Origin of the sequence: Aeromicrobium fastidiosum (genome assembly GCF_017876595.1) — a bacterium.
Lineage (GTDB): Bacteria > Actinomycetota > Actinomycetes > Propionibacteriales > Nocardioidaceae > Aeromicrobium > Aeromicrobium fastidiosum.
Map to the genome: position 1 here is coordinate 1,557,205 of NZ_JAGIOG010000001.1, position 18,471 is coordinate 1,575,675.

19 protein-coding genes are annotated in these 18,471 nt (G+C 70.5%); 13 read left to right on the forward strand and 6 right to left on the reverse strand.

Features of this window, described 5'->3' with window-relative positions:
- Positions 1-546: 546 nt before the first annotated feature.
- The gene (locus JOF40_RS07700; RefSeq protein ID WP_129181613.1) at positions 547-810 is read left to right on the forward strand and encodes a hypothetical protein; all 264 of its coding nucleotides are present in this window, start codon (positions 547-549) and stop codon (positions 808-810) included.
- Positions 811-1,220: 410 nt separating this feature from the next.
- On the opposite strand, the gene JOF40_RS07705 is transcribed toward JOF40_RS07700, so the two are convergent.
- The 3 genes from JOF40_RS07705 to JOF40_RS07715 form a co-directional block, all read right to left on the reverse strand.
- Entirely contained in the window at positions 1,221-1,652 is a 432-nt protein-coding gene (locus tag JOF40_RS07705) for a YdeI/OmpD-associated family protein (protein WP_129181616.1), read from the reverse strand.
- A gap of 83 nt (positions 1,653-1,735) precedes the next feature.
- Positions 1,736-1,936 (reverse strand): DUF6458 family protein, encoded by a 201-nt coding sequence (locus JOF40_RS07710; RefSeq protein WP_129181619.1) that lies wholly within the window; start codon positions 1,934-1,936, stop codon positions 1,736-1,738.
- Positions 1,937-1,965: 29 nt separating this feature from the next.
- Entirely contained in the window at positions 1,966-2,169 is a 204-nt protein-coding gene (locus JOF40_RS07715) for an ANTAR domain-containing protein (RefSeq protein WP_129181622.1), read from the reverse strand.
- 205 nt (positions 2,170-2,374) lie between these two features.
- On the opposite strand from JOF40_RS07715, the gene nhaA reads away from it, so the two are divergent.
- A complete protein-coding gene (gene nhaA, locus JOF40_RS07720; RefSeq protein WP_129181625.1) occupies positions 2,375-3,661 on the forward strand; it encodes a Na+/H+ antiporter NhaA in 1,287 nt (428 codons plus the stop codon).
- Positions 3,662-3,671: 10 nt separating this feature from the next.
- Here nhaA and JOF40_RS07725 read toward each other — a convergent pair whose 3' ends face one another.
- On the reverse strand, positions 3,672-4,049 hold the full coding sequence (locus JOF40_RS07725) for a MerR family transcriptional regulator (RefSeq protein ID WP_209674449.1): 378 nt from the start codon (positions 4,047-4,049) through the stop codon (positions 3,672-3,674).
- A gap of 154 nt (positions 4,050-4,203) precedes the next feature.
- Here JOF40_RS07725 and JOF40_RS07730 point away from each other — a divergent pair, with 154 nt between their 5' ends.
- Positions 4,204-5,715 (forward strand): SulP family inorganic anion transporter, encoded by a 1,512-nt coding sequence (locus JOF40_RS07730; protein WP_129181631.1) that lies wholly within the window; start codon positions 4,204-4,206, stop codon positions 5,713-5,715.
- Between the two features lie 6 nt (positions 5,716-5,721).
- Here the strand turns inward: JOF40_RS07730 and JOF40_RS07735 are convergent, their stop codons facing one another.
- Positions 5,722-6,879 carry a pyridoxal phosphate-dependent aminotransferase gene (locus tag JOF40_RS07735; RefSeq protein WP_129181633.1) on the reverse strand — a complete coding sequence of 386 codons (1,158 nt, stop codon included), beginning with the start codon at positions 6,877-6,879 and terminating at the stop codon, positions 5,722-5,724.
- A gap of 120 nt (positions 6,880-6,999) precedes the next feature.
- Between JOF40_RS07735 and JOF40_RS07740 the strand changes: the two genes are divergently transcribed.
- The 8 genes from JOF40_RS07740 (at position 7,000) to fbaA (ending at position 15,769) form a co-directional block, all read left to right on the forward strand.
- A complete protein-coding gene (locus JOF40_RS07740) occupies positions 7,000-8,466 on the forward strand; it encodes a DUF1800 domain-containing protein (RefSeq protein WP_188111732.1) in 1,467 nt (488 codons plus the stop codon).
- Entirely contained in the window at positions 8,463-9,737 is a 1,275-nt protein-coding gene (locus tag JOF40_RS07745) for a DUF1501 domain-containing protein (protein WP_129181639.1), read from the forward strand. Before JOF40_RS07740 ends, JOF40_RS07745 begins: the two co-directional genes overlap by 4 nt.
- 31 nt (positions 9,738-9,768) lie before the next feature.
- Complete coding sequence (locus JOF40_RS07750; RefSeq protein WP_129181642.1) at positions 9,769-10,923, forward strand: MFS transporter; 1,155 nt, start codon at positions 9,769-9,771, stop codon at positions 10,921-10,923.
- Between the two features lie 204 nt (positions 10,924-11,127).
- Positions 11,128-11,817, forward strand: a complete 690-nt coding sequence (locus tag JOF40_RS07755) for a class E sortase (RefSeq protein ID WP_129181645.1) — start codon at positions 11,128-11,130, stop codon at positions 11,815-11,817.
- 45 nt (positions 11,818-11,862) lie between these two features.
- Positions 11,863-12,510 (forward strand): orotate phosphoribosyltransferase, encoded by a 648-nt coding sequence (pyrE, locus tag JOF40_RS07760; protein ID WP_129181648.1) that lies wholly within the window; start codon positions 11,863-11,865, stop codon positions 12,508-12,510.
- A complete protein-coding gene (locus JOF40_RS07765) occupies positions 12,507-13,121 on the forward strand; it encodes a TrmH family RNA methyltransferase (RefSeq protein WP_129181651.1) in 615 nt (204 codons plus the stop codon). Before pyrE ends, JOF40_RS07765 begins: the two co-directional genes overlap by 4 nt.
- A gap of 185 nt (positions 13,122-13,306) precedes the next feature.
- On the forward strand, positions 13,307-14,674 hold the full coding sequence (locus tag JOF40_RS20225) for an FAD-dependent oxidoreductase (RefSeq protein WP_246152802.1): 1,368 nt from the start codon (positions 13,307-13,309) through the stop codon (positions 14,672-14,674).
- Between the two features lie 75 nt (positions 14,675-14,749).
- Positions 14,750-15,769, forward strand: a complete 1,020-nt coding sequence (gene fbaA, locus JOF40_RS07775) for a class II fructose-bisphosphate aldolase (RefSeq protein ID WP_129181654.1) — start codon at positions 14,750-14,752, stop codon at positions 15,767-15,769.
- 136 nt (positions 15,770-15,905) lie between these two features.
- On the opposite strand, the gene JOF40_RS07780 is transcribed toward fbaA, so the two are convergent.
- Complete coding sequence (locus JOF40_RS07780) at positions 15,906-16,871, reverse strand: hypothetical protein (RefSeq protein ID WP_129181657.1); 966 nt, start codon at positions 16,869-16,871, stop codon at positions 15,906-15,908.
- A 217-nt stretch (positions 16,872-17,088) separates the two neighbouring features.
- On the opposite strand from JOF40_RS07780, the gene JOF40_RS07785 reads away from it, so the two are divergent.
- Both JOF40_RS07785 and JOF40_RS07790 read left to right on the forward strand, forming a co-directional pair.
- Positions 17,089-17,502 (forward strand): DUF3151 domain-containing protein, encoded by a 414-nt coding sequence (locus JOF40_RS07785; RefSeq protein WP_129181660.1) that lies wholly within the window; start codon positions 17,089-17,091, stop codon positions 17,500-17,502.
- 9 nt (positions 17,503-17,511) lie between these two features.
- Positions 17,512-18,471 (forward strand): DUF389 domain-containing protein, encoded by a 960-nt coding sequence (locus JOF40_RS07790; protein ID WP_129181664.1) that lies wholly within the window; start codon positions 17,512-17,514, stop codon positions 18,469-18,471.

Genomic DNA, 18,471 nt, shown 5'->3' on the forward strand with positions numbered 1-18,471 from the left:
GTCGATTCGCGTACGTGCGGCCTGACACTGCGCTCCAGATCGGTGCCAGCCGCCCGAACTGTGCGCCCTGCCAGACTGGTGCGATGAAGGTTGAGCCTCCGCGTCCCATCAGCGATACCGAGCGCAGCATCTTGGTATTCCTACTAGACGCAGACTTCCCGGGCGCCGACGTCCTTCGTGCGCAGGTAGACGGATTGCTCGTCGTCGGGCGATGCGACTGCGGCTGCCCCACAGTCGACTTTGCGCCCAGCCTTGGTGCCGTAGCCGCGGGGGGACTCTCGCAGCGGCCCGTCCCCAGCGAGGCGGTAGTCAGCCCGATCGGTGGCGAGCCGGCGGCAGAGGTGATCGCATTTGTGGATGACGGATTTCTGGCTGGGCTTGAACTTGTGTCCTATACAGACAGCCCCCCGCGTGAATGGCCCGACCTGTCCCGACTCGAACATCGGCCATAGAACTGGGACGTCGTAGGGTGACGGGATGTTTCGGGGAGTCCTGGCTGCGTCCGCCTTCACGGCCATTGCTCTCGGCGGATGCTCGAGCGTTCCGATGCTGACGGACGCCGAGGAGGTGACGCGCGGTGCAGATCTGACCGGGATCGCGCCGAAGCTGCCGGAAGATGTCGAGCCGGAGTGTGTCGCTCAGACCTTGTACGAGTCGGCGATAAGTGACGGGGCCATGGATCTCCTGCGCGATCTGGGATCGAAGGCGCACCAGGTGGTACCCTTCACGTTCAGCAGCGATGATTCGGAGAAGATCGCCAACGCCCTCGAAGCCGCTGCGGGGTACTGCAGGAGCCCCGAAACCCAGTAGACGCTGCTCCTGCCTGCTGCCCACAGCAGCAGGCACGGGTCCCCTGCGGACATGTGTCTCGTGGACGAGATCTGCGACGGTGACGTCGCGAAGACCTACTGCTGGGACCCTGACGAAGTCGGCGGCATGATCAATCTCGACTTCGACGGTGCGGGACACCTTCTCGGAAGCGAGATACGTGGACGCCACGTCGTACCTGGATCCCAGGTCGTCGTCCCGGGCGCGACGGTTGCTTCGTGGAGATGGTCGGACCGATCAAGCTGCAGCGTCCGCCATCAGGCCAGAACGGCGGTGCGCTGCATGTGGGCGGCGGCTGCCGGTTTCCGGGCTCGCACGTCGCCGAACACGGCCCGCCGTCGTTCCTTTTTCTCCCGCAGTCACCGCCCGTTGGGCCGCGCCGTGAGCCAGCCTCAGCGCAGCGAGTCGACGACCTTCGCGACGCGGCGCGCGCGCGTCTCCGCCGCCTTGGCCTCGACGACAGACCGCACGTGCTCCTTCGATCGACTCGGCGCGAGGGCGTCGAAGGCTGCGCGGACGCCCGCCGAGGCGAGTGCCTCTGCGAGATCGTCGGGGACGTCGGGCGTCCGGGTCGACGTGTCGTGCTCGAGCGTGATCTCGTGCTGCTCGCCGCCGGCGACGCCGGCCGCCTCGCGGACAGCCTTCGAGACGGGGACGAGGAACCGTCCACCCATGCTCGCGATCGTCGAGGCGTAGACGTGCCCGTTGAGGTGGACGGTCACGGGGACCCGCCGGCCGGCGCCGAAGCCCAGCACGACGTCCTCGGGCACCTCGATGCCGACGTTGTTGCCCATCTGCACCAGCGTGGTCGTGAAAGTGGCCATGGCCGACTGTATCGACGGCGAACGCGACGAGGGGGACGATCACGACATCGTGATCGTCCCCCTCGTCATGCGTGGGCCAGGGTTCAGCGGGGCGGCAGGTCGTCGCGACGGACGACCTGCTCGCGACGGCTGTTCACGACCAGGCTGAGCACGATGCCGAGGGCACCGGCGGCCATGCAGATGTAGCCCACCGTGACGAGGTCGACGCCGGAGAGGCGGTCCTGCACGGCGAAGGCGAGGATGGCGCCGAGGGCGATGAGAGCGATAGATCCACCGAAGTACATGGGGGATTCCTTTCGTGGGAGGGACGGATTCAGGCGGTTGCGTGCAGGGTCGAGTCGAACCCGAAGGAGGCGTGCGGACGAGCGAGGATCGACTGCGCGACGTCGAGCACCGTCGCGCCCCGATCGGTGGCCGCCCACACCAGCAGTCCGAGCGCCGTCTCCGACGTGACGTCGTGCTGGTCCATCAGGGTCTTCTGGGCGCGGACGATGGTGTCGATCGCCGGTTGGCTCATCTCGGTCCTCCGCACGTCTGAGGCTGGATGGTCCCGAGGCCACCACCGCGTCCGGAACGGCGCACGGTGACGAGACTGTTCCCCCGACACGCGCCCTCAAACCCCGTCGCGCAGGAATTCTCGTTCGAGCATCGTCCCGATAGGGTGGTCGTGGTGCGCCGGGAAGTCTGGTCGGCATGATGTCGTCGACCCCCACGGAGCCCCCATGAACGTCCCGCCCACCCCCCGCCGCCTGCTGTCCCGCGGCAGCTGGCCCGAGGCCCGTCGTATCGGTGTGCTGCTGCGGGCCGAGACCTTCGGCGGAGCACTGCTGCTGCTCGGCACGGTCATCGCGCTGGTCTGGGCCAACTCGCCGGCAGGCGACTCCTACCAGCGCCTGGCCGAGGTGCGGGTCGGGCCGTCGGCGCTGCACCTCGACCTGACGCTGTCGACGTGGGCCGCCGACGGATTGCTCGCGATCTTCTTCTTCGTGGTGGGCCTCGAGCTCAAGCGCGAGTTCGTGGCCGGCGACCTCCGCGACCCGGCTCGGGCCGCGCTGCCGGTCGTCGCGGCGATCGGCGGCATGGCCGTGCCGGCGCTGCTGTTCGTCGCGGTCAACGCCGGCGGCGGTTCCGACCTGCGGGGCTGGGCCATCCCCACCGCGACCGACATCGCCTTCGCGCTCGCGGTGCTGGCCGTCGTGAGCTCGAACCTGCCGACCGCGCTGCGCACCTTCCTGCTGACGCTGGCCGTTGTCGACGACCTGCTGGCGGTCACGATCATCGCGATCTTCTACACGTCCGACCTGCAGGTCGGCTATCTCGCCGCGGCGATGGTCCCGCTGGGGCTGTTCGCGCTCGCGGTGCAGAAGCGCATCCGCTCGTGGTGGCTGCTGCTGCCGCTGGCCGTGACGACGTGGGCACTGATGCACGAGTCCGGCGTGCACGCGACCGTGGCGGGCGTCCTGCTGGGCTTCGCCGTGCCGGTGCTGCGGCGCGACGGCTCCGGCGGCATCGGCCTGGCCGAGCACTTCGAGCATCGGGTGCGGCCGATCTCGACGATCATCGCGGTGCCGGTGTTCGCGTTCTTCGCCGCGGGAGTCACGGTCGGCGGCCTGAGCGGCCTGTCGGAGGCGCTGCGCGACCCCATCGCGATCGGCATCGTCGTGGGCCTGGTCGTCGGCAAGACCGTCGGCGTGCTGGGCACGACGGCCCTGTTCGCCCGCTTCACCCGCGCGCGACTCGACGACGACCTGGCGTGGACGGACGTCTTCGGCGTCGCGGTGCTGGCCGGCATCGGCTTCACGGTGTCGCTGCTGATCGGCGACCTGGCCTACGGCGCGGGGTCCGACCGCGACGACCACGTCAAGGTCGGCGTGCTCGCCGGATCGCTGCTGGCGGCGATCTTGGCCTCGATCATCCTGCGCAGCCGCGACCGCGTGTACTCGCGCATCGCGGGGCAGGAAGCGGCCGACGACGACGGTGACGGCGTCCCGGACGTCTACCAGCGCTGAGGGTGCGTCCTCACCTGAGCTCGTCGCCGAGCAGCCCGAGGAACTCGTCGGCCATCGCGACCTGCCGCTCCAGCCGCGCGCGTCGCTCGCGCGCGTCGTCCTCGATCTCGGCCAGGTGCCGGCGCGCCGCGGCCCGCACCTCGGCCGACGACGCCGCGTCGCGTGACGCCTCGAGATCGGCCATGACGGCCTTCATCTCGTCGAGCGAGAACCCGAGCGGCTTCATGCGGCGCACGAACAGGATCTTGGCGACGTCCTCGTCGGTGTAGAGCCGGAAGCCGCCGTCGCTGCGCCCCGAGGGCGTGATCAGGCCGACGTCCTCCCAGTGCCGCAGGCTGCGCAACGACAGCTCGGTGCGGGTCGCGACCTCGCCGATGTGCATCGTCATGCGCGTCACCCGTCCGTCGTCGAGGAGGGAGCAACCCTTCCGCTGCGGTAGAGTTGGACCCGGAATTCGCCGACGCCTCGCCGGCACGACCCATCGTGGCCCATCGAACGGCCGCCCCAGCACCCACCTCGCGCCGCTGCGCCCAGGAGAACCCATGCCTGCTCGTTCGTCCACCCGTCCGGCCGCTGCCGAGGGAACCGTCCTGCACGCGCTGAGGTCGCCCCGCGTGCTGCGCACCGAGGTGCTGGCCGGGCTCGTCGTCGCGCTCGCGCTGATCCCCGAGGCGATCTCGTTCTCGATCATCGCCGGCGTCGACCCGCGCGTGGGGCTGTTCGCCTCGTTCACGATGGCCGTCGCGATCTCGTTCCTGGGCGGCCGCCCGGCGATGATCTCTGCGGCCACGGGTGCCGTCGCCCTGGTCATCGCGCCCGTCATGCGCGAACACGGCTTCGACTTCCTCATCGCGACGGTCCTGCTCGGCGGGCTCGTGCAGATCCTCCTGGCCGTCGCGGGTGTCGCCAAGCTGATGCGCTTCATCCCGCGCTCGGTCATGGTCGGCTTCGTCAACGCGCTGGCCATCTTGATCTTCGAGGCCCAGATCGACCACATGATCGACGTGCCGTGGGCCGTCTACCCCATGATCGCCGTCGGCATCGCCGTGCTGGTCGGGTTCCCGCGCATCAACGCCGTGATCCCCGCCCCGCTGGTCGCGATCGTCGCCCTGACCGCGTTCACGGTCGTCGGGTCCCTCGACGTGCCGAACGTCGGCGACGAGGGCCAGCTGCCCGACAGCCTCCCGACCTGGTTCGTCCCCGACGTCCCGTTCGATCTCGAGACCCTCCGGATCATCGCGCCGTACGCCGTCGCGATGGCGCTGGTCGGGATCCTCGAGTCGCTGCTGACCGCCAAGCTCGTCGACGACATCACCGACACGCACTCGAACAAGACCCGCGAGACGTGGGGTCAGGGGGCCGCCAACGTCATCACGGGCTTCTTCGGCGGCATGGGCGGCTGCGCGATGATCGGGCAGACCATGATCAACGTCAAGGTCTCCGGTGCCCGCACCCGCCTCTCGACGTTCTTGGCGGGTGTCCTCCTGCTGGTCCTCGTGGTCGGCTTCGGCGACGCCGTCGCGCTCATCCCGATGGCCGCGCTCGTCGCCGTCATGGTCATGGTGTCGGTCGGCACCTTCGACTGGCACTCGATCCGGCCCTCGACCCTGCGCAGGATGCCCAGGAGCGAGACGGCAGTGATGCTCGCGACGGTCGTCGTGACCGTCCTGACCCACAACCTCGCGATTGGCGTCGGCGTCGGCGTGCTGGTCGCGATGACGTTGTTCGCCCGCCGGGTCGCGCACCTCACCGATACGCACCGCAGCCTCGAGACGGGGCCGGACGGCACCGCCCGGGCGGTCTACACCGTGACGGGCGAGCTGTTCTTCGCCTCCAGCAACGATCTCTACACCCAGTTCGAGTACGCCGACGACCCCGAGCGCGTCGTGATCGACCTGTCGCAGGCGCACGTCTGGGACGCCTCGACCGTCGCGTCGCTCGACGCCATCACGACCAAGTACGAGCGCAAGGGCAAGACCGTCCAGATCGTCGGTCTCGACGACGCCAGCGCCGAGCGCCACGGACGACTGACCGGCGAGCTCTCGGGCCACTGAGGACGGTCAGCGGCGCAGCGCCTGCAGCCGGTCGAGTGCCTCGGCGATGACGTCGGGACGCTTGCAGAACGCCCACCGCACCAGCGGACGTCCCGCGTCCAGGTCATCGTGGAAGACCTGGTGCGGGATCGCCACGACACCGGCCAGCTCCGGCAGTCGTCGGCAGAAGTCGAGGCCGTCCTCGAAGCCGAGCGGACGGATGTCGGTCGTCGCGAAGTAGGTCCCGGCGGGCACGAAGACGTCGAGTCCGAGGTCGGCGAGCCCGTCGCACAGCAGGTCGCGCTGCTCCTGCAGGCGGGTGGCCAGATCCGTGAAGAAGTCGTCGTCGGCCATGAGGGCGTGGGCGATGGCCGGCTGCAGTGGTGAGCCCGACGTGTACGTCAGGAACTGCTTGGCCCCCACCATGGCCTGCACGAGGGGAGCCGGACCTGTCGCCCAGCCGATCTTCCAGCCCGTGAACGAGAAGCTCTTGCCGCCGCTCGAGATCGTGAGGGTGCGCTCCGCCATGCCGGGCAGGGACGCGATCGGCACGTGGGGGACGCCGTCGAACGTCAGGTGCTCGTAGACCTCGTCGCTGATCACGACGAGGTCGTGCTCGATCGCGAGGGCCGCGATCGCCTCGAGCTCGTCCCGTCGCAGCACGGTGCCCGTCGGGTTGTGGGGCGTGTTGAGCAGGATCGCGGTCGTGCGTGGTGACGCCGCGGCCCGCAGCTCGTCGACGGGCAGCCGGAAGTCGGGGGCCCGCAGGGTCACGGGACGTCGGACGGCGCCCGACATCTGGATCATCGCGACGTACGAGTCGTAGTAGGGCTCCAGCACGATGATCTCGTCGCCGGGGTCGACCAGGCCGAGCAGCGCCGCCGCGATCGCCTCGGTGGCACCCGTCGTGACCGCGACCTCCTCGTCGGGATCGACCGTGAGGCCGTAGAAGCGCTGTTGGTGATGCGCGATCGCATCGCGCAGCTCGGGCACGCCGATGCCCGGGGCGTACTGGTTGCGGCCGGATCGCAGCGCCTGCACGGCGTGGTCGACGACCTCGTCGGGACCGTCGGTGTCGGGGAATCCCTGCCCCAGGTTGATCGCCCCCGTGCGCGCCGCCAGGGCGCTCATCTCGGCGAAGATCGTGGTCCCGAGACCGGCGATCCGGCGGCTGGAGGTCTTCACCGTCCCGACTGTATCCGCGCGGGCTGCGGCCGAACCGTGTGCAGGTGACACTGCGCAGTCCTACGCTGAGCCCAGGCCAGGTCGCGCATGACCACGGGAGGGCCGAGCGGGGGGAGAGCCGTGAGTGCGACCCGGTTGTCGTCCGCCGTCACCCCCGCCACGCTGTCGACGTCGCAGCACCACGTCGCGAGCCGCTTCACGTTCGGCGTCACCGAGGACGTCATCGCCGAGCTGCGGGCCGCCGGCAGCTGGCAGCAGTGGTTCGAGCGCCAGCTCGCCTGGACGAGGCTCTCCGACCCGGCGGGCGAGCGCGTCGCCTCGTGGTTCCCGTTCCTGGCCGACTCGCCGGCCAAGGCCTGGAGCCGGATCACCACCGAGGAGCGCAGCGCCTGGGACTACGGCTACGACTTCCGCACCGCGACCTTGGCCCGCAAGATCGTGTCGCGTCGCCAGGTGCACGAGGTCATGGCCGACTTCTGGTCCAACCTGCTCTACATCCCGGCCGGCGAGGACCGCTCGTTCCCGTGGCGCACCTCGTTCGACGCCGTCATCCGCCGCCACGCGCTCGGCAGGTTCCGGATGATGCTGCGGGAGGCCGTCGTGCACCCGGCGATGTCGGGTTGGCTCAACAACTCGTCCAACACCAAGAACGGCATCAACGAGAACCTCGGCCGCGAGCTGCTCGAGCTCTACACCGTGGGACGTCCGGCCGGCTACGACGAGGCGGACGTCAAGAGCTCCGCGCAGCTGCTCACGGGCTTCAAGGTCAAGGTGTTCGACGACTTCGCCGACTCCTACCAGCCGAACGACCACTACGTCGGCACCGTCTCGGTCATGGGGTTCACGCACCCCAACACCGATCCCGACGGACGCGCGGCGGTCGCGGCCTACCTCGACTACCTCGCGCGTCACCCCGCCACGGCGACCCGCCTGGCCCGCCGCCTGTGCACCCGGTTCGTCAGCGACACCCCGTCCGACGACGTCGTGGCGGCCGTCGCGAAGGCCTACCGCGACTCCGACACCGACATCAGGGCGGCGCTGCGGGCGATGGTGCGACACCCCGACTTCGCCAGCTCGGTCGGCGAGAAGGTCCGCACACCCACCGAGGACATCGTCAACGGCGCCAGGGTGCTGTCGATGACGCCGACCGGCGCGGAGGGCGACTCGGCGTTCGCCCGTCAGGTCGTCTGGATGAGTAACGCCGTCGGGCAGATGCAGTTCGACTGGCCGCGGCCCGACGGCTTCCCCGAGACGTCGTCGACCTGGACGTCGCCGGCTCGCGTCGTGCGCAGCTGGAACCTGCACTACGCGATCGCCGGCAACTGGTGGGGAGCCCAGGAGGTCACGATCCCGTCGCGGTCCGATCTGATGCCGACGACCTGGCCCCTGACGCTCGGCCAACTCGTCGACCACCAGGCGCGCCTGCTGCTGGGCCGTGAGTCGACCCCGGCGCTGCGCCAGGGCGTCGCCGACCTGCTCAACGTCACGGTGGGCCGTTCCCTCACATCGGCGTCGGCGGTCTCCGACTGGACGTGGACCGTCGTGCGCGGCAGCGTGCTCAACGCGCCCGAGGGGATGCTCCGATGAGCGCCTCCGCCGGAATCGCGACGCCCGACGACGGCTGCGGCTGCGACGAGTACGGGCCGAGCCGCCGCTCGATCCTCAAGGCGGCAGGTCTGGCGTCGCTCGCCGGCGTCACGACGTCGATGTTCGGCGATGTGCTGACGTCGACGGTCTTCGGCGCGACGGAGGGCAACATCCTCGTGGTGGTGTCGTTGCGGGGCGGGGCCGACGGCCTGTCGATGATCGTCCCGCACGCCGAGAGCGCCTACTACGCCGCGCGACCGACGACGTCCATCGCTCGTGGCGAGCTGATCGGGGCCGACAGCACGTTCGGTCTGCACCCGGCGTTCGCGCCGCTCACGGGCATGTGGACGCGCGGCCAGATGGCCGGGATCCACGCCGTCGGCCTGCCCGTGCCCAACCGCAGCCACTTCGAGGCGATGGAGCTGCTGGAGGACGCCGATCCCGGCAGCTCGGAGCGCATCGGCTGGATCAACCGGATGATCTCCGGCCTGGCGTCGGTGCCCGACGTGCTCGACGGGGTCCAGATCGGCTCGACCATTACGCCGACGGCCCTGGTCGGCCCCGCCCCGAGCCTGTCGACCAGCGGCTTCGACGACCTGCTGATGCCGTTCCACGCCGATGCCACGATGCGGCAGCGGGTCACGGCGACGCTGAAGACCCAGTACGCGGTCGACGGGCCGCTGAAGGCTGCCGGCACCGGGGCCTTCGCGCTGGCCGCACGCGCCGGCGAGATCGACAGCGCGGTGGGCGCGGGGCCGCCGTCGGGCGTGACCTACCCGGAGTACTCGGCCCTCGGCGAGGCGCTCGGAGCCACCGCGGGGCTGATCCGCGCGAAGGTAGGGGTCAAGGCCGTCGCGGTCGACGCCGGTGGCTGGGACCACCACGTCGACCTCCGCTGGCGCGTCAAGAGCACCATCGGGGACCTCGCGGCGTGCCTCGCTGCGTTCTTCACCGACCTCGGGCCGGACGCCGGACGCGTCACGGTCGTGACGCTGAGCGAGTTCGGCCGGCGCCTGACCGAGAACGGCTCGCGGGGCGTCGACCACGGCTACGGCAATGCCGTGTTCGCGCTGGGAGCCGGCGTCGTCGGTGGACGCTTCTACTCCCGATGGCCGACCCTCGGGACCGGCAGCCAGATCGACGGCGACCTCGCCGTGACGACCGACTACCGCAGCGTCCTGATGGAGGTGCTGGCCGCGCGGTTCCCCTCGCTCGACCTGTCGAGGGTGTTCCCGGGCGTCAAGGCCGCGCCGTTCGGCTTCATGGGGTGAGGTGGCCCCGCCCTGCCCCTACGATGACGCGATGACCGACCTGCGACGTGCACGCGCCTCGGTGGGAGCCGGGTTCTTCCTGCAGGGGCTGGTGTTCGCGGCGATCGTGACCCAGGCACCGCGCATCAAGGACCGCTTCGACCTCGACGACGGAGGGCTGACGCTGATCCTCGTCCTCGTCGCCGTGGTGTCGGGCGTCGGCAGCGTCCTCGCAGGCGTCGTCGCCGAGCGACGCTCCAGCGCGACGGCGTTCCGGCTGGCCCTGCTCACGATCGGTCTCGGCGCGCTGCTGGTCGGTGTCGCGCCCACCGTCCCGCTGCTGGCAGCGGCCTTCGTCGTGTACGGCCTCGGGGTCGGTGCCGTCGACGCCGGCATGAACATGCAGGGCGTGCGGGTGCAGGAGGCCTACGGGCGCAGCATCATGGCGAGCTTCCACGGCCTGTGGTCGGTCGGCGGCATCCTCGGTGCGCTCTATGCGGCAGGGGTCGCCAGGATCGACGTCCCGTTCGCGGCGTCGCTCGCCGTCGTCGCCGCCATCACGTGGATCGTCTCGACCGTCGCGGCCGGCCACTTCGTCGACGCCCGCGAGCGCGACCCCGGTCTGTCGGCCGCGGGCCTCGACCTGCCGTGGCGACCTGTGCTGGTCTTCGGCCTCGTCGTGCTGGTGTTCTACGCCGCCGACACCGGCATCCTGAGCTGGAGCACGGTCTACCTCGAGGACGCCCTCGACGCACCCGCGTCCGTCGCGCCGCTCGGCTACGGGGCCTACCAGGTCGGCGCGCTGGTGTCCCGCTTCGGCGGTGACCTCGTGGTGCGCCGCATCGGTGCTGCCCGGGTCGTCGCGATCGGCACGTCGGTCGGGCTCGTGGGGCTCGCGACGGTCGTCGCGGCACCCGTCCCCGCGGTCGCCGTGATCGGTTGCTTCGTGACCGGCGTGGGGCTCGCGATCCTCGCGCCGCTGGCCTTCGCCTCGCTGGCCGCCGCGGTGCCGCCGGACGCCCGCGACGTCGCGATCGCCCGCATGAACATCGCCAACTACCTGGGCGCGATCCTGGGCGGCGGTCTCATCGGCGCCGCGGCGACGGCGGGCCACCTGCGCTGGGCCTTCGTCATCCCACTGGTCACCGTGCCGGTCGTGCTGCTCGTCGCCAGGTCGTTCAGGGCGGCCGACGTGTCGTCGGTCTGAACGGCAGAGGGCATAAGTCGGCCCCACCGTTCTCGGGGGGTGAAACGGTGGGGCCGACAACAGGCGCCAACAGCACGAAGCGCATTGACCCTGCATCAAGAATCATAGGGGAGTGCACCCAGCGTGCGCAGCAAAAACAGGAAAACTCATCAGAACTTTTCCGGCGGTGCCCGCGGGCTGGGACGGGGTGGGACAATTCAGCCCATGACCGCCACCCTCGCGCCCGTCGGGCCCCCCCAGCGTCCTCGCTCCGGGCCCGTGCGCCGCACCGTCTTCGTGCTCGGTGTCGGCATGATCCTGGCCGGTGTCGGCTTCCTGCTGTTCTGCGCGTGGCAGTACTACGGCACCAACATCATCGCCAAGCAGAAGCAGGCCGACGTCAAGCAGAGCATCGCGAGCAACTGGGACAACGGCATCGACGGCAAGGACATCGGCCTGCTGCGGGTCAAGCGGTTCGGGTCCGACTACGAGCAGCCGATCGTCAAGGGCTTCGACGACAAGGCGCTCGCGAGCGGCGTCGGCTGGGACCCCAAGAGCGCCCTGCCCGGCGAGATCGGCAACTTCGCGATCGCCGCGCACCGCGTCACGCACGGCGAGCCGTTCGCGAAGTTCCCGAAGCTCAAGAAGGGCGACGAGGTCGTCGTCGAGACCCGCCGCCACATCTACACGTACCGGCTTCGCAACTCCGGCACGTCCATCACGGTCGACTTCTCGGTCGGCTGGCCCCTGCAGCGCGTGCCGGCTCCCGATGCCGCGGGCGAGCGTCCGACCAAGTCGGTCATCACGATGCTGACGTGCTCCGAGCTGTTCCACACCCGCAACCGCAACGTCGTGATCGGCGACCTCGTGAGCGACCAGGACAAGAAGACGGGCAAGACCACGACGATCGGCTGACCGGCGGTCGCGCTCCCTCGTCGTCGGTCCACCTAGGCTGACCCCATGCACGACTACCAGCGCGAGTTCATCGAGCTCGCCCTCGACCTCGAGGTGCTGCGCTTCGGCGAGTTCACCCTCAAGTCGGGGCGCACCTCGCCCTACTTCTTCAACGCCGGGCTGTTCAACACCGGCGCTCGGCTCGCGGCGCTCGGCCGCTTCTACGCCGATGCGATCGTCGAGAGCGGCCTGTCGTTCGAGGTGCTCCTCGGCCCCGCCTACAAGGGCATCCCGATCGCGTCGGCCGCCGCGGTGCAGCTGTCGGCGCTGCACGGCCGAGACGTCCCGTGGTGCTTCAACCGCAAGGAGCCGAAGGATCACGGGGAGGGCGGCCTGATCGTCGGCTCGCCCCTGCAGGGACGCGCGCTGGTCGTCGACGACGTCATCACGGCCGGCACCGCGATCCGCGAGGTCAAGCAGATCGTCGACGAGGCGGGCGCGACGCTGGCCGGCATCGTCGTGGCGGTCGACCGGCAGGAGCGCGGACGCGGCGAGCTGTCGGCGATCCAGGAGGTCGAGCGCGACTTCGGGGTGTCCGTGGTCTCGATCATCTCGTTCGACCAGATCATCGAGTTCATCGAGCAGACCGGCCGGCACGCCGAGCACCTCGACGCCGTGCGCGGGTACCGCGAGGAGTTCGGCGTCCTCGCGTGAGCGAGCCGGTGGAGCCGGTCGGCGTCGGACCGTGGCCGGGGGAGTGGCCGGTCGGCGACCACTACGACCCCGAGCTGCTGCGCGACGGTGACCGCCGCAACGTCGTCGACGGCTACCGCTACTGGACGCTCGAGGCGATCGTCGCCGACCTCGACACCCGCCGGCATCCCCTGCACGTCGCGATCGAGAACTGGCAGCACGACTTCAACATCGGGTCGATCGTCCGCACCGCCAACGCCTTCGCCGTCGCGGAGGTGCACATCGTCGGACGCCGGCGCTGGAACCGTCGCGGGGCCATGGTGACCGACCGCTACCAGCACGTCCGGCACCACGAGACGGTCGACGATCTCGCGCGGTGGGCCGCCGAGGAGGGTCTGCCGGTGCTCGGCATCGACAACGTCGACGGGTCGGTGCCGATCGAGTCGGCGACGCTGCCCGCGGCGTGCGTGCTGGTGTTCGGGCAGGAGGGTCCCGGCCTGTCGGACGAGGCGCGAGCTGCGTGCGAACAGACGCTGTCGATCGCGCAGTTCGGCTCGACCCGGTCGATCAACGCGGGTGCCGCGGCCGCCATCGCGATGCACGCCTGGATCCGCCAGCACGCCATCCCCTGACCCCGGGGGCGGGCCGCCGGGATCCGCGAGTGGCGCAGTCTCGCGATTCTGGGACGGCGTGTCGCGCGAAACTGCGCCACTCGCGCCCCGAACTGCGCCACTCGCTCGCGCGAAACTGCGCCACTCGCGCCCCGAACTGCGCCACTCGCGCGGCAGCCCGGAGCCCCCGGACCTAGGCTCAGGGCGTGAGCTCTCGTGTGGTGGTGATCGGCGGAGACGCCGCAGGCATGACGGTCGCAGCGGGCGTCCGCCGCCGGCTGGGCAAGGACGACGAGGTCGTCGTGCTCGAGCGCGGCACCTGGACGTCGTACTCCGCGTGCGGCATCCCCTATTGGGTCGCCGGCGATGTCGACTCGGCCGATGCCCTCGTGGCCCGCACCCCGCAGGAGCACCGCGCCAACGGCATCGACGTGCGGCTCGGCGCGGAGGCGGTGGCGATCGACCCCGAGGCGCGCACCGTCTCGGTCAAGGACGGCGACCCCATCGGCTACGACCACCTCGTCATCGCGACGGGCGCCGAGCCCGTGCGCCCCGACCTCCCGGGCATCCACGGCGACGGCATCCACGGCGTCCAGTCGCTCGACGACGGCCAGGTCATCCTCGACGAGCTGGAGCGGGGGCCGCAGCACGTCGTGGTCGTCGGCAGCGGCTACATCGGGCTGGAGATGGCCGAGGCGTGCGTCGCCCGCGGCTTCGACACGACGGTCGTCGAGCGGTCCTCGACGGTCATGCCGATCATCGAGGCGCAGCTGGGCGACCAGGTGGCCGAGGCGATGAAGGCCCGCGGCATCCACCTGCGCACGGGCGTCGCGGTCGAGGGCTTCACGCTCGACGCGCGAGGCCGCGTGGTCGCGGTCGAGACCGATGAGGGCACGCTGCCGGCCGATCTCGTGATCCTCGGCCTCGGCGTGACGGCGCGCTCGTCGCTGGCACGGGACGCCGGCCTGCCGCTGGGTGCCAAGGGCGGCATCGTCGTCGACGACCGGCAGCGGGTGCGGGGCTTCTCCGACATCTGGGCGGCGGGCGACTGCGTCGTCACCCACGACCGCATCACCGGCGACCTGATCCACCTGCCGCTCGGCACCCATGCCAACAAGCAGGGCATGGTCGCCGCCGACAACTTGGCCGCCGAGCTGCTCGGCCAGGAGCCGCGGCTGACGTTCCCGGGAGTCGTGCAGACCGCCATCACGAAGTTCTGCTCGCTCGAGATCTCGCGCACCGGACTCGGTGACAAGGCCGCCCGCGAGGCCGGCTTCGACCCCGTCGTGGCGTCGATCGAGACGTCCAACTTCGCGGGCTACATGCCGGGTGCGGGCACCATGACGGTGCTGGTCGTCGCCGACCGCGACTCGCGCCGGCTGCTGGGTGCCCAGATCGTCGGTGCCGAGGACGCCGCGCTGCGCATCGACGTCGCCGCCACGGCCCTGGTCGCGGGCATGACGGTCGACGAGGTCGTGATGCTCGACCTGGCCTACGCGCCCCCGTTCGCCTCGGTCTGGAGCCCCGTGCAGGTCGCCGCACGTGCCGCCGTCAAGGCTCTCGCGGGGTCGTGAGCGCGGCCCCGAGCAGCAGCGACCCGGCAACTGGAACAATGGGGCCTGCCGCCCCCTCTACCCACTGGAGTTCGCATGCCCGTCGCCACACCTGAGGTCTACGCCGAGATGCTCGACAAGGCCAAGCGCGAGTCGTTCGCCTACCCGGCCATCAACGTCTCGTCGTCGCAGACCCTCAACGCCGCCCTCGCCGGATTCGCCGAGGCCGAGAGCGACGGCATCATCCAGGTCTCGACCGGCGGCGCCGACTACTTCTCGGGCCACACCGTCAAGAACATGGTCTCCGGCTCGCTGGCCTTCGCCGCGTTCGCGCAGGAGGTCGCCAAGAAGTACCCGGTCAACGTCGCGCTGCACACCGACCACTGCCCCAAGGACAAGCTCGACGACTTCGTGCGTCCGCTGATCGCCGCGTCCAAGGAGCGGGTCGACGCTGGCGGACTGCCCTACTTCCAGTCGCACATGTGGGACGGCTCGGCCGTGCCGCTCGACGAGAACCTGCAGATCGCGCAGGAGCTGCTGGCTGCCGCCGCAGCCGCGCGCATCATCCTCGAGGTCGAGATCGGCATCGTCGGCGGCGAGGAGGACGGTGTCGAGGGTGGCCTCGGCGAGCACCTGTACACGACCCCCGAGGACGCCCTGGCGACCGCCGAGGCCCTCGGCCTGGGCGAGAAGGGCCGCTACCTGACGGCCCTGACGTTCGGCAACGTCCACGGCGTCTACAAGCCCGGCAACGTCACGCTGAAGCCGGAGATCCTCAAGGCGGCGCAAGAGGCTGTGGCCTCCAAGTACGGCAAGGAGTCGCCGTTCGACCTGGTGTTCCACGGCGGATCGGGCTCGCTGCCCGAGGAGATCTCGGCGGCCGTCGACTTCGGCGTCGTCAAGATGAACGTCGACACCGACACGCAGTACGCCTTCACCCGTCCGATCGCCGGCTGGATGCTGTCGAACTACGACGGCGTCCTGAAGGTCGACGGCGAGGTCGGCAACAAGAAGCAGTACGACCCGCGTGCGTGGGGCAAGGCTGCCGAGGTCGGCATGTCGGCCCGTGTCGCCGAGGCCTGCGCAGCGCTGCGCAGCGCCGGCACGTCGCTCTGACCTTCGGCCCTGGTCGCAGTTTCCCAGGTGCACCCCGGAATCTCTCGGGCTGCACCACGACAACCGGCACGTCACCCCTGTTGCATCCGGGAGGGCGTGCCGGTTTTCTGTGGGCGGCTCCGGTGGCCCCCGGACGTCAGGCGATGTGGCGGGCGTAGAGCGACCGCGAACGGTCGAGGTCGGCCTTCAGCCTGGCCATCGCCCTGGCGACGGCCAGCTCACCGAGATCGGACCAGATGAGCCGCGTGAGGCCCCACAACTGGGCGCGGACGAGATCCTCGCGCCGTTTCTCGTCGAAGACGGACGCGAAGCCGTCTGGGCCGAACGTCCCGTCGTACTTGATGCGGCCGTCGAACTCGGCCAGGTGCCGGTGCAGCCGCCAGGCGAAGTCGGTGCGCGCCACGAACAGTCCGCTCTCGTCTGTGACCCGGAACTGCAGGTCGGGGCGCGGGATGCCGTGACGCCAGAACTGATACCGGGCTCGTGACTCACCCGGCGATTCGGCGCGGCCGTCAGCCAGGCTCAGCGCGAGTCGTCCCGACCGGGAACCACCCCAGGTGCGGAACCGGCCCGAGGTGTCGTGCAAGGACGCGGCCGTGACCAACCCCTGGTGCAGTGCCGCGTCGGCCGAGACGATCGCCGACTCGGGGGACTGCCCGCAGGCCAGCTCCCACACACATCGGTCGGGACTCGACACCAGGACGCCGTCGATCTCGACGACGTCGGCCTCGGCCATGCCGCCGACATGGTGCTGCACGCCCGCCTCGTGCCGGCTGCGTCCGTGATCGAGTCGTGTCACGTGGACCTCGTCGAGCGGTGCGCCCCACAGCGCGATGCCGTGGACGGCCGCGGCGGACTGGTGGGTGAGGGCGACGGTCCCACGGTGGCGGTCGAACACCGCCCTGCTTCGGGTGACCAGCTTCTCCTCGTCTGTCAGACCACGGTAAAGCGTTGCCGGCGCGTAGAGGCCGGCCCCGATCCGGGTCAGGAGGCCCGATCTGATGGCCGACCGGATCTCGCGGTCTCCGTGACCCGTGGCGAGGATCTCGGGCCGGGAGATGTGTCCGCGTTCGTGCGCGAGGTGGAGGAGGGAGGCGTCCATGGCCCGATCGTGGCCCGGTCCGTCGGGCGTCGACACGGGCGATTCGTCGGCTGTGGACAGTCGGACTGGAGCCGTGACGGTGTGGACCTTTCACCTCACCCCGTTTCCTTGCACGTCGCCCCTGTCGCATCCGGGGTGAGGTGGCGGTTTCCCAGGTGCGCCCCCGAAGATTCCGGGGTGAACCTGGGAAACCGGCAGCGCCTGACACACTGAGCCCATGACCAATCTCTTCGGTGAACCGCCCGCCACGCTCCTGCCCGCCGACCCCGGTGCCGCCGAGCTCGCCGCCGGCGACAGCCCGCAGACCGTGGCCTCGCTGCACCCCGACTCCGCGCTCGCCTGGGTCACCCTGGCCGAGCTCGCGCTCGCCGAGGGCCGCGACCTCGAGGGCTACGCCTTCGTCCGCACCGGCTACCACCGCTCGCTCGACCTGCTGCGCCGCAACGGGTGGAAGGGCCACGGCCCGCTGCCGTGGGAGCACGAGCCGAACCGTGCGTTCCTGCGCTCGCTCGCGGCGCTGGCCGATGCCTCCGAGCGTCTCGGCGACGAGGGCGAGGCCCACCGCTGCCGCGAGTTCCTGCACGAGTCGAGCCCCGAGGCCTACGCGGAGCTCGTCGCCCCCAGCGGCTGAGACCGACCCGTGCTGAGCGTGCGCGTCGTGGCGTCGTCGGCCCTCTGCGACGAGGTCGTCGACCGGCTGCGGGACGATCCGGCGGTCGTCGACATCGTGCTCGTGCGGGGCGCGGCGGTCGCCGACGGAGGCGATCTGCTGATGTTCGACGTCGCGCGCGAGGGTGCCGACGCGGTCATCCACCACCTGCACGACCTGTCGGTCGACCGCACCGGCTCGATCTCGATCACCGAGCCCCTGGTCGTGATGTCGCGCGCAGCCACCGAGGCCGAGGCGCAGGCACCGGGGCATCCCGACGACGGCGTGGTGTGGGCGCAGGTCGAGAGCCGGGCCCGTCGGTCGGCCAGGGGCTCGTGGTCGTTTTTCGTGTTCCTGACGATCGCCTGCCTGATCGCCGGGGTCGGTCGCTACCTCGACCAGCCCATCCTGATCATCGGCGCGATGGTCGTCGGTCCGGAGTTCGCTCCGATCGCGGCGATCTGCCTCGCGGTCGCGCGACGTCGCCCGGGGCTGGTGGGCCCGGCAGCCGCGACGTTGACGCTCGGGTTCTCGGTCGCCTTCGCGATCTCCGTCGCGGTCTGGTGGGTCGCCGCGCAGCTCGGCGTCGTCGACACGGTCGAGGCGACGACCGGCGACCTCACCGAGTTCATCGTCAAGCCGGACGCGTGGTCGTTCGTGGTCGCCCTCCTGGCGGGCTGCGTCGGCGTGCTGTCGTTGACGGCGTCGCAGTCGTCGGCGCTGGTCGGCGTCTTCATCTCGATCACGACCGTCCCGGCGGTCGCGACGGCGGGGCTGACGGTCGCGGTGGGTGCCTGGGGCGAGGCGGGCGCGTCGGTCCTGCAGCTGGCCGTCAACCTGGCAGGCCTCGTCGTCGCGGGCACCGTCACTCTCGCGGTGCAGTCGGCCGTGTGGACGCGGCTGGCCGAGCGTCGGCGGCGCCTCGGTGCGATCGTCGACGGTCCCCGGTAG

Excerpts from the sequence above, each read along its gene's own strand:
- JOF40_RS07710 (WP_129181619.1), bottom strand. The coding sequence starts at position 1,936 with ATGTACTTCGGTGGATCTATCGCTCTCATCGCCCTCGGCGCCATCCTC.
- fbaA (WP_129181654.1), top strand. The coding sequence starts at position 14,750 with ATGCCCGTCGCCACACCTGAGGTCTACGCCGAGATGCTCGACAAGGCC.
- JOF40_RS07785 (WP_129181660.1), top strand. The coding sequence starts at position 17,089 with ATGACCAATCTCTTCGGTGAACCGCCCGCCACGCTCCTGCCCGCCGAC.
- nhaA (WP_129181625.1), top strand. The coding sequence starts at position 2,375 with ATGAACGTCCCGCCCACCCCCCGCCGCCTGCTGTCCCGCGGCAGCTGG.
- JOF40_RS07700 (WP_129181613.1), top strand. The coding sequence starts at position 547 with ATGCTGACGGACGCCGAGGAGGTGACGCGCGGTGCAGATCTGACCGGG.
- JOF40_RS07730 (WP_129181631.1), top strand. The coding sequence starts at position 4,204 with ATGCCTGCTCGTTCGTCCACCCGTCCGGCCGCTGCCGAGGGAACCGTC.
- JOF40_RS07745 (WP_129181639.1), top strand. The coding sequence starts at position 8,463 with ATGAGCGCCTCCGCCGGAATCGCGACGCCCGACGACGGCTGCGGCTGC.
- JOF40_RS07715 (WP_129181622.1), bottom strand. The coding sequence starts at position 2,169 with ATGAGCCAACCGGCGATCGACACCATCGTCCGCGCCCAGAAGACCCTG.
- JOF40_RS07755 (WP_129181645.1), top strand. The coding sequence starts at position 11,128 with ATGACCGCCACCCTCGCGCCCGTCGGGCCCCCCCAGCGTCCTCGCTCC.
- pyrE (WP_129181648.1), top strand. The coding sequence starts at position 11,863 with ATGCACGACTACCAGCGCGAGTTCATCGAGCTCGCCCTCGACCTCGAG.
- JOF40_RS07780 (WP_129181657.1), bottom strand. The coding sequence starts at position 16,871 with ATGGACGCCTCCCTCCTCCACCTCGCGCACGAACGCGGACACATCTCC.
- JOF40_RS07750 (WP_129181642.1), top strand. The coding sequence starts at position 9,769 with ATGACCGACCTGCGACGTGCACGCGCCTCGGTGGGAGCCGGGTTCTTC.
- JOF40_RS07705 (WP_129181616.1), bottom strand. The coding sequence starts at position 1,652 with ATGGCCACTTTCACGACCACGCTGGTGCAGATGGGCAACAACGTCGGC.
- JOF40_RS07725 (WP_209674449.1), bottom strand. The coding sequence starts at position 4,049 with ATGACGATGCACATCGGCGAGGTCGCGACCCGCACCGAGCTGTCGTTG.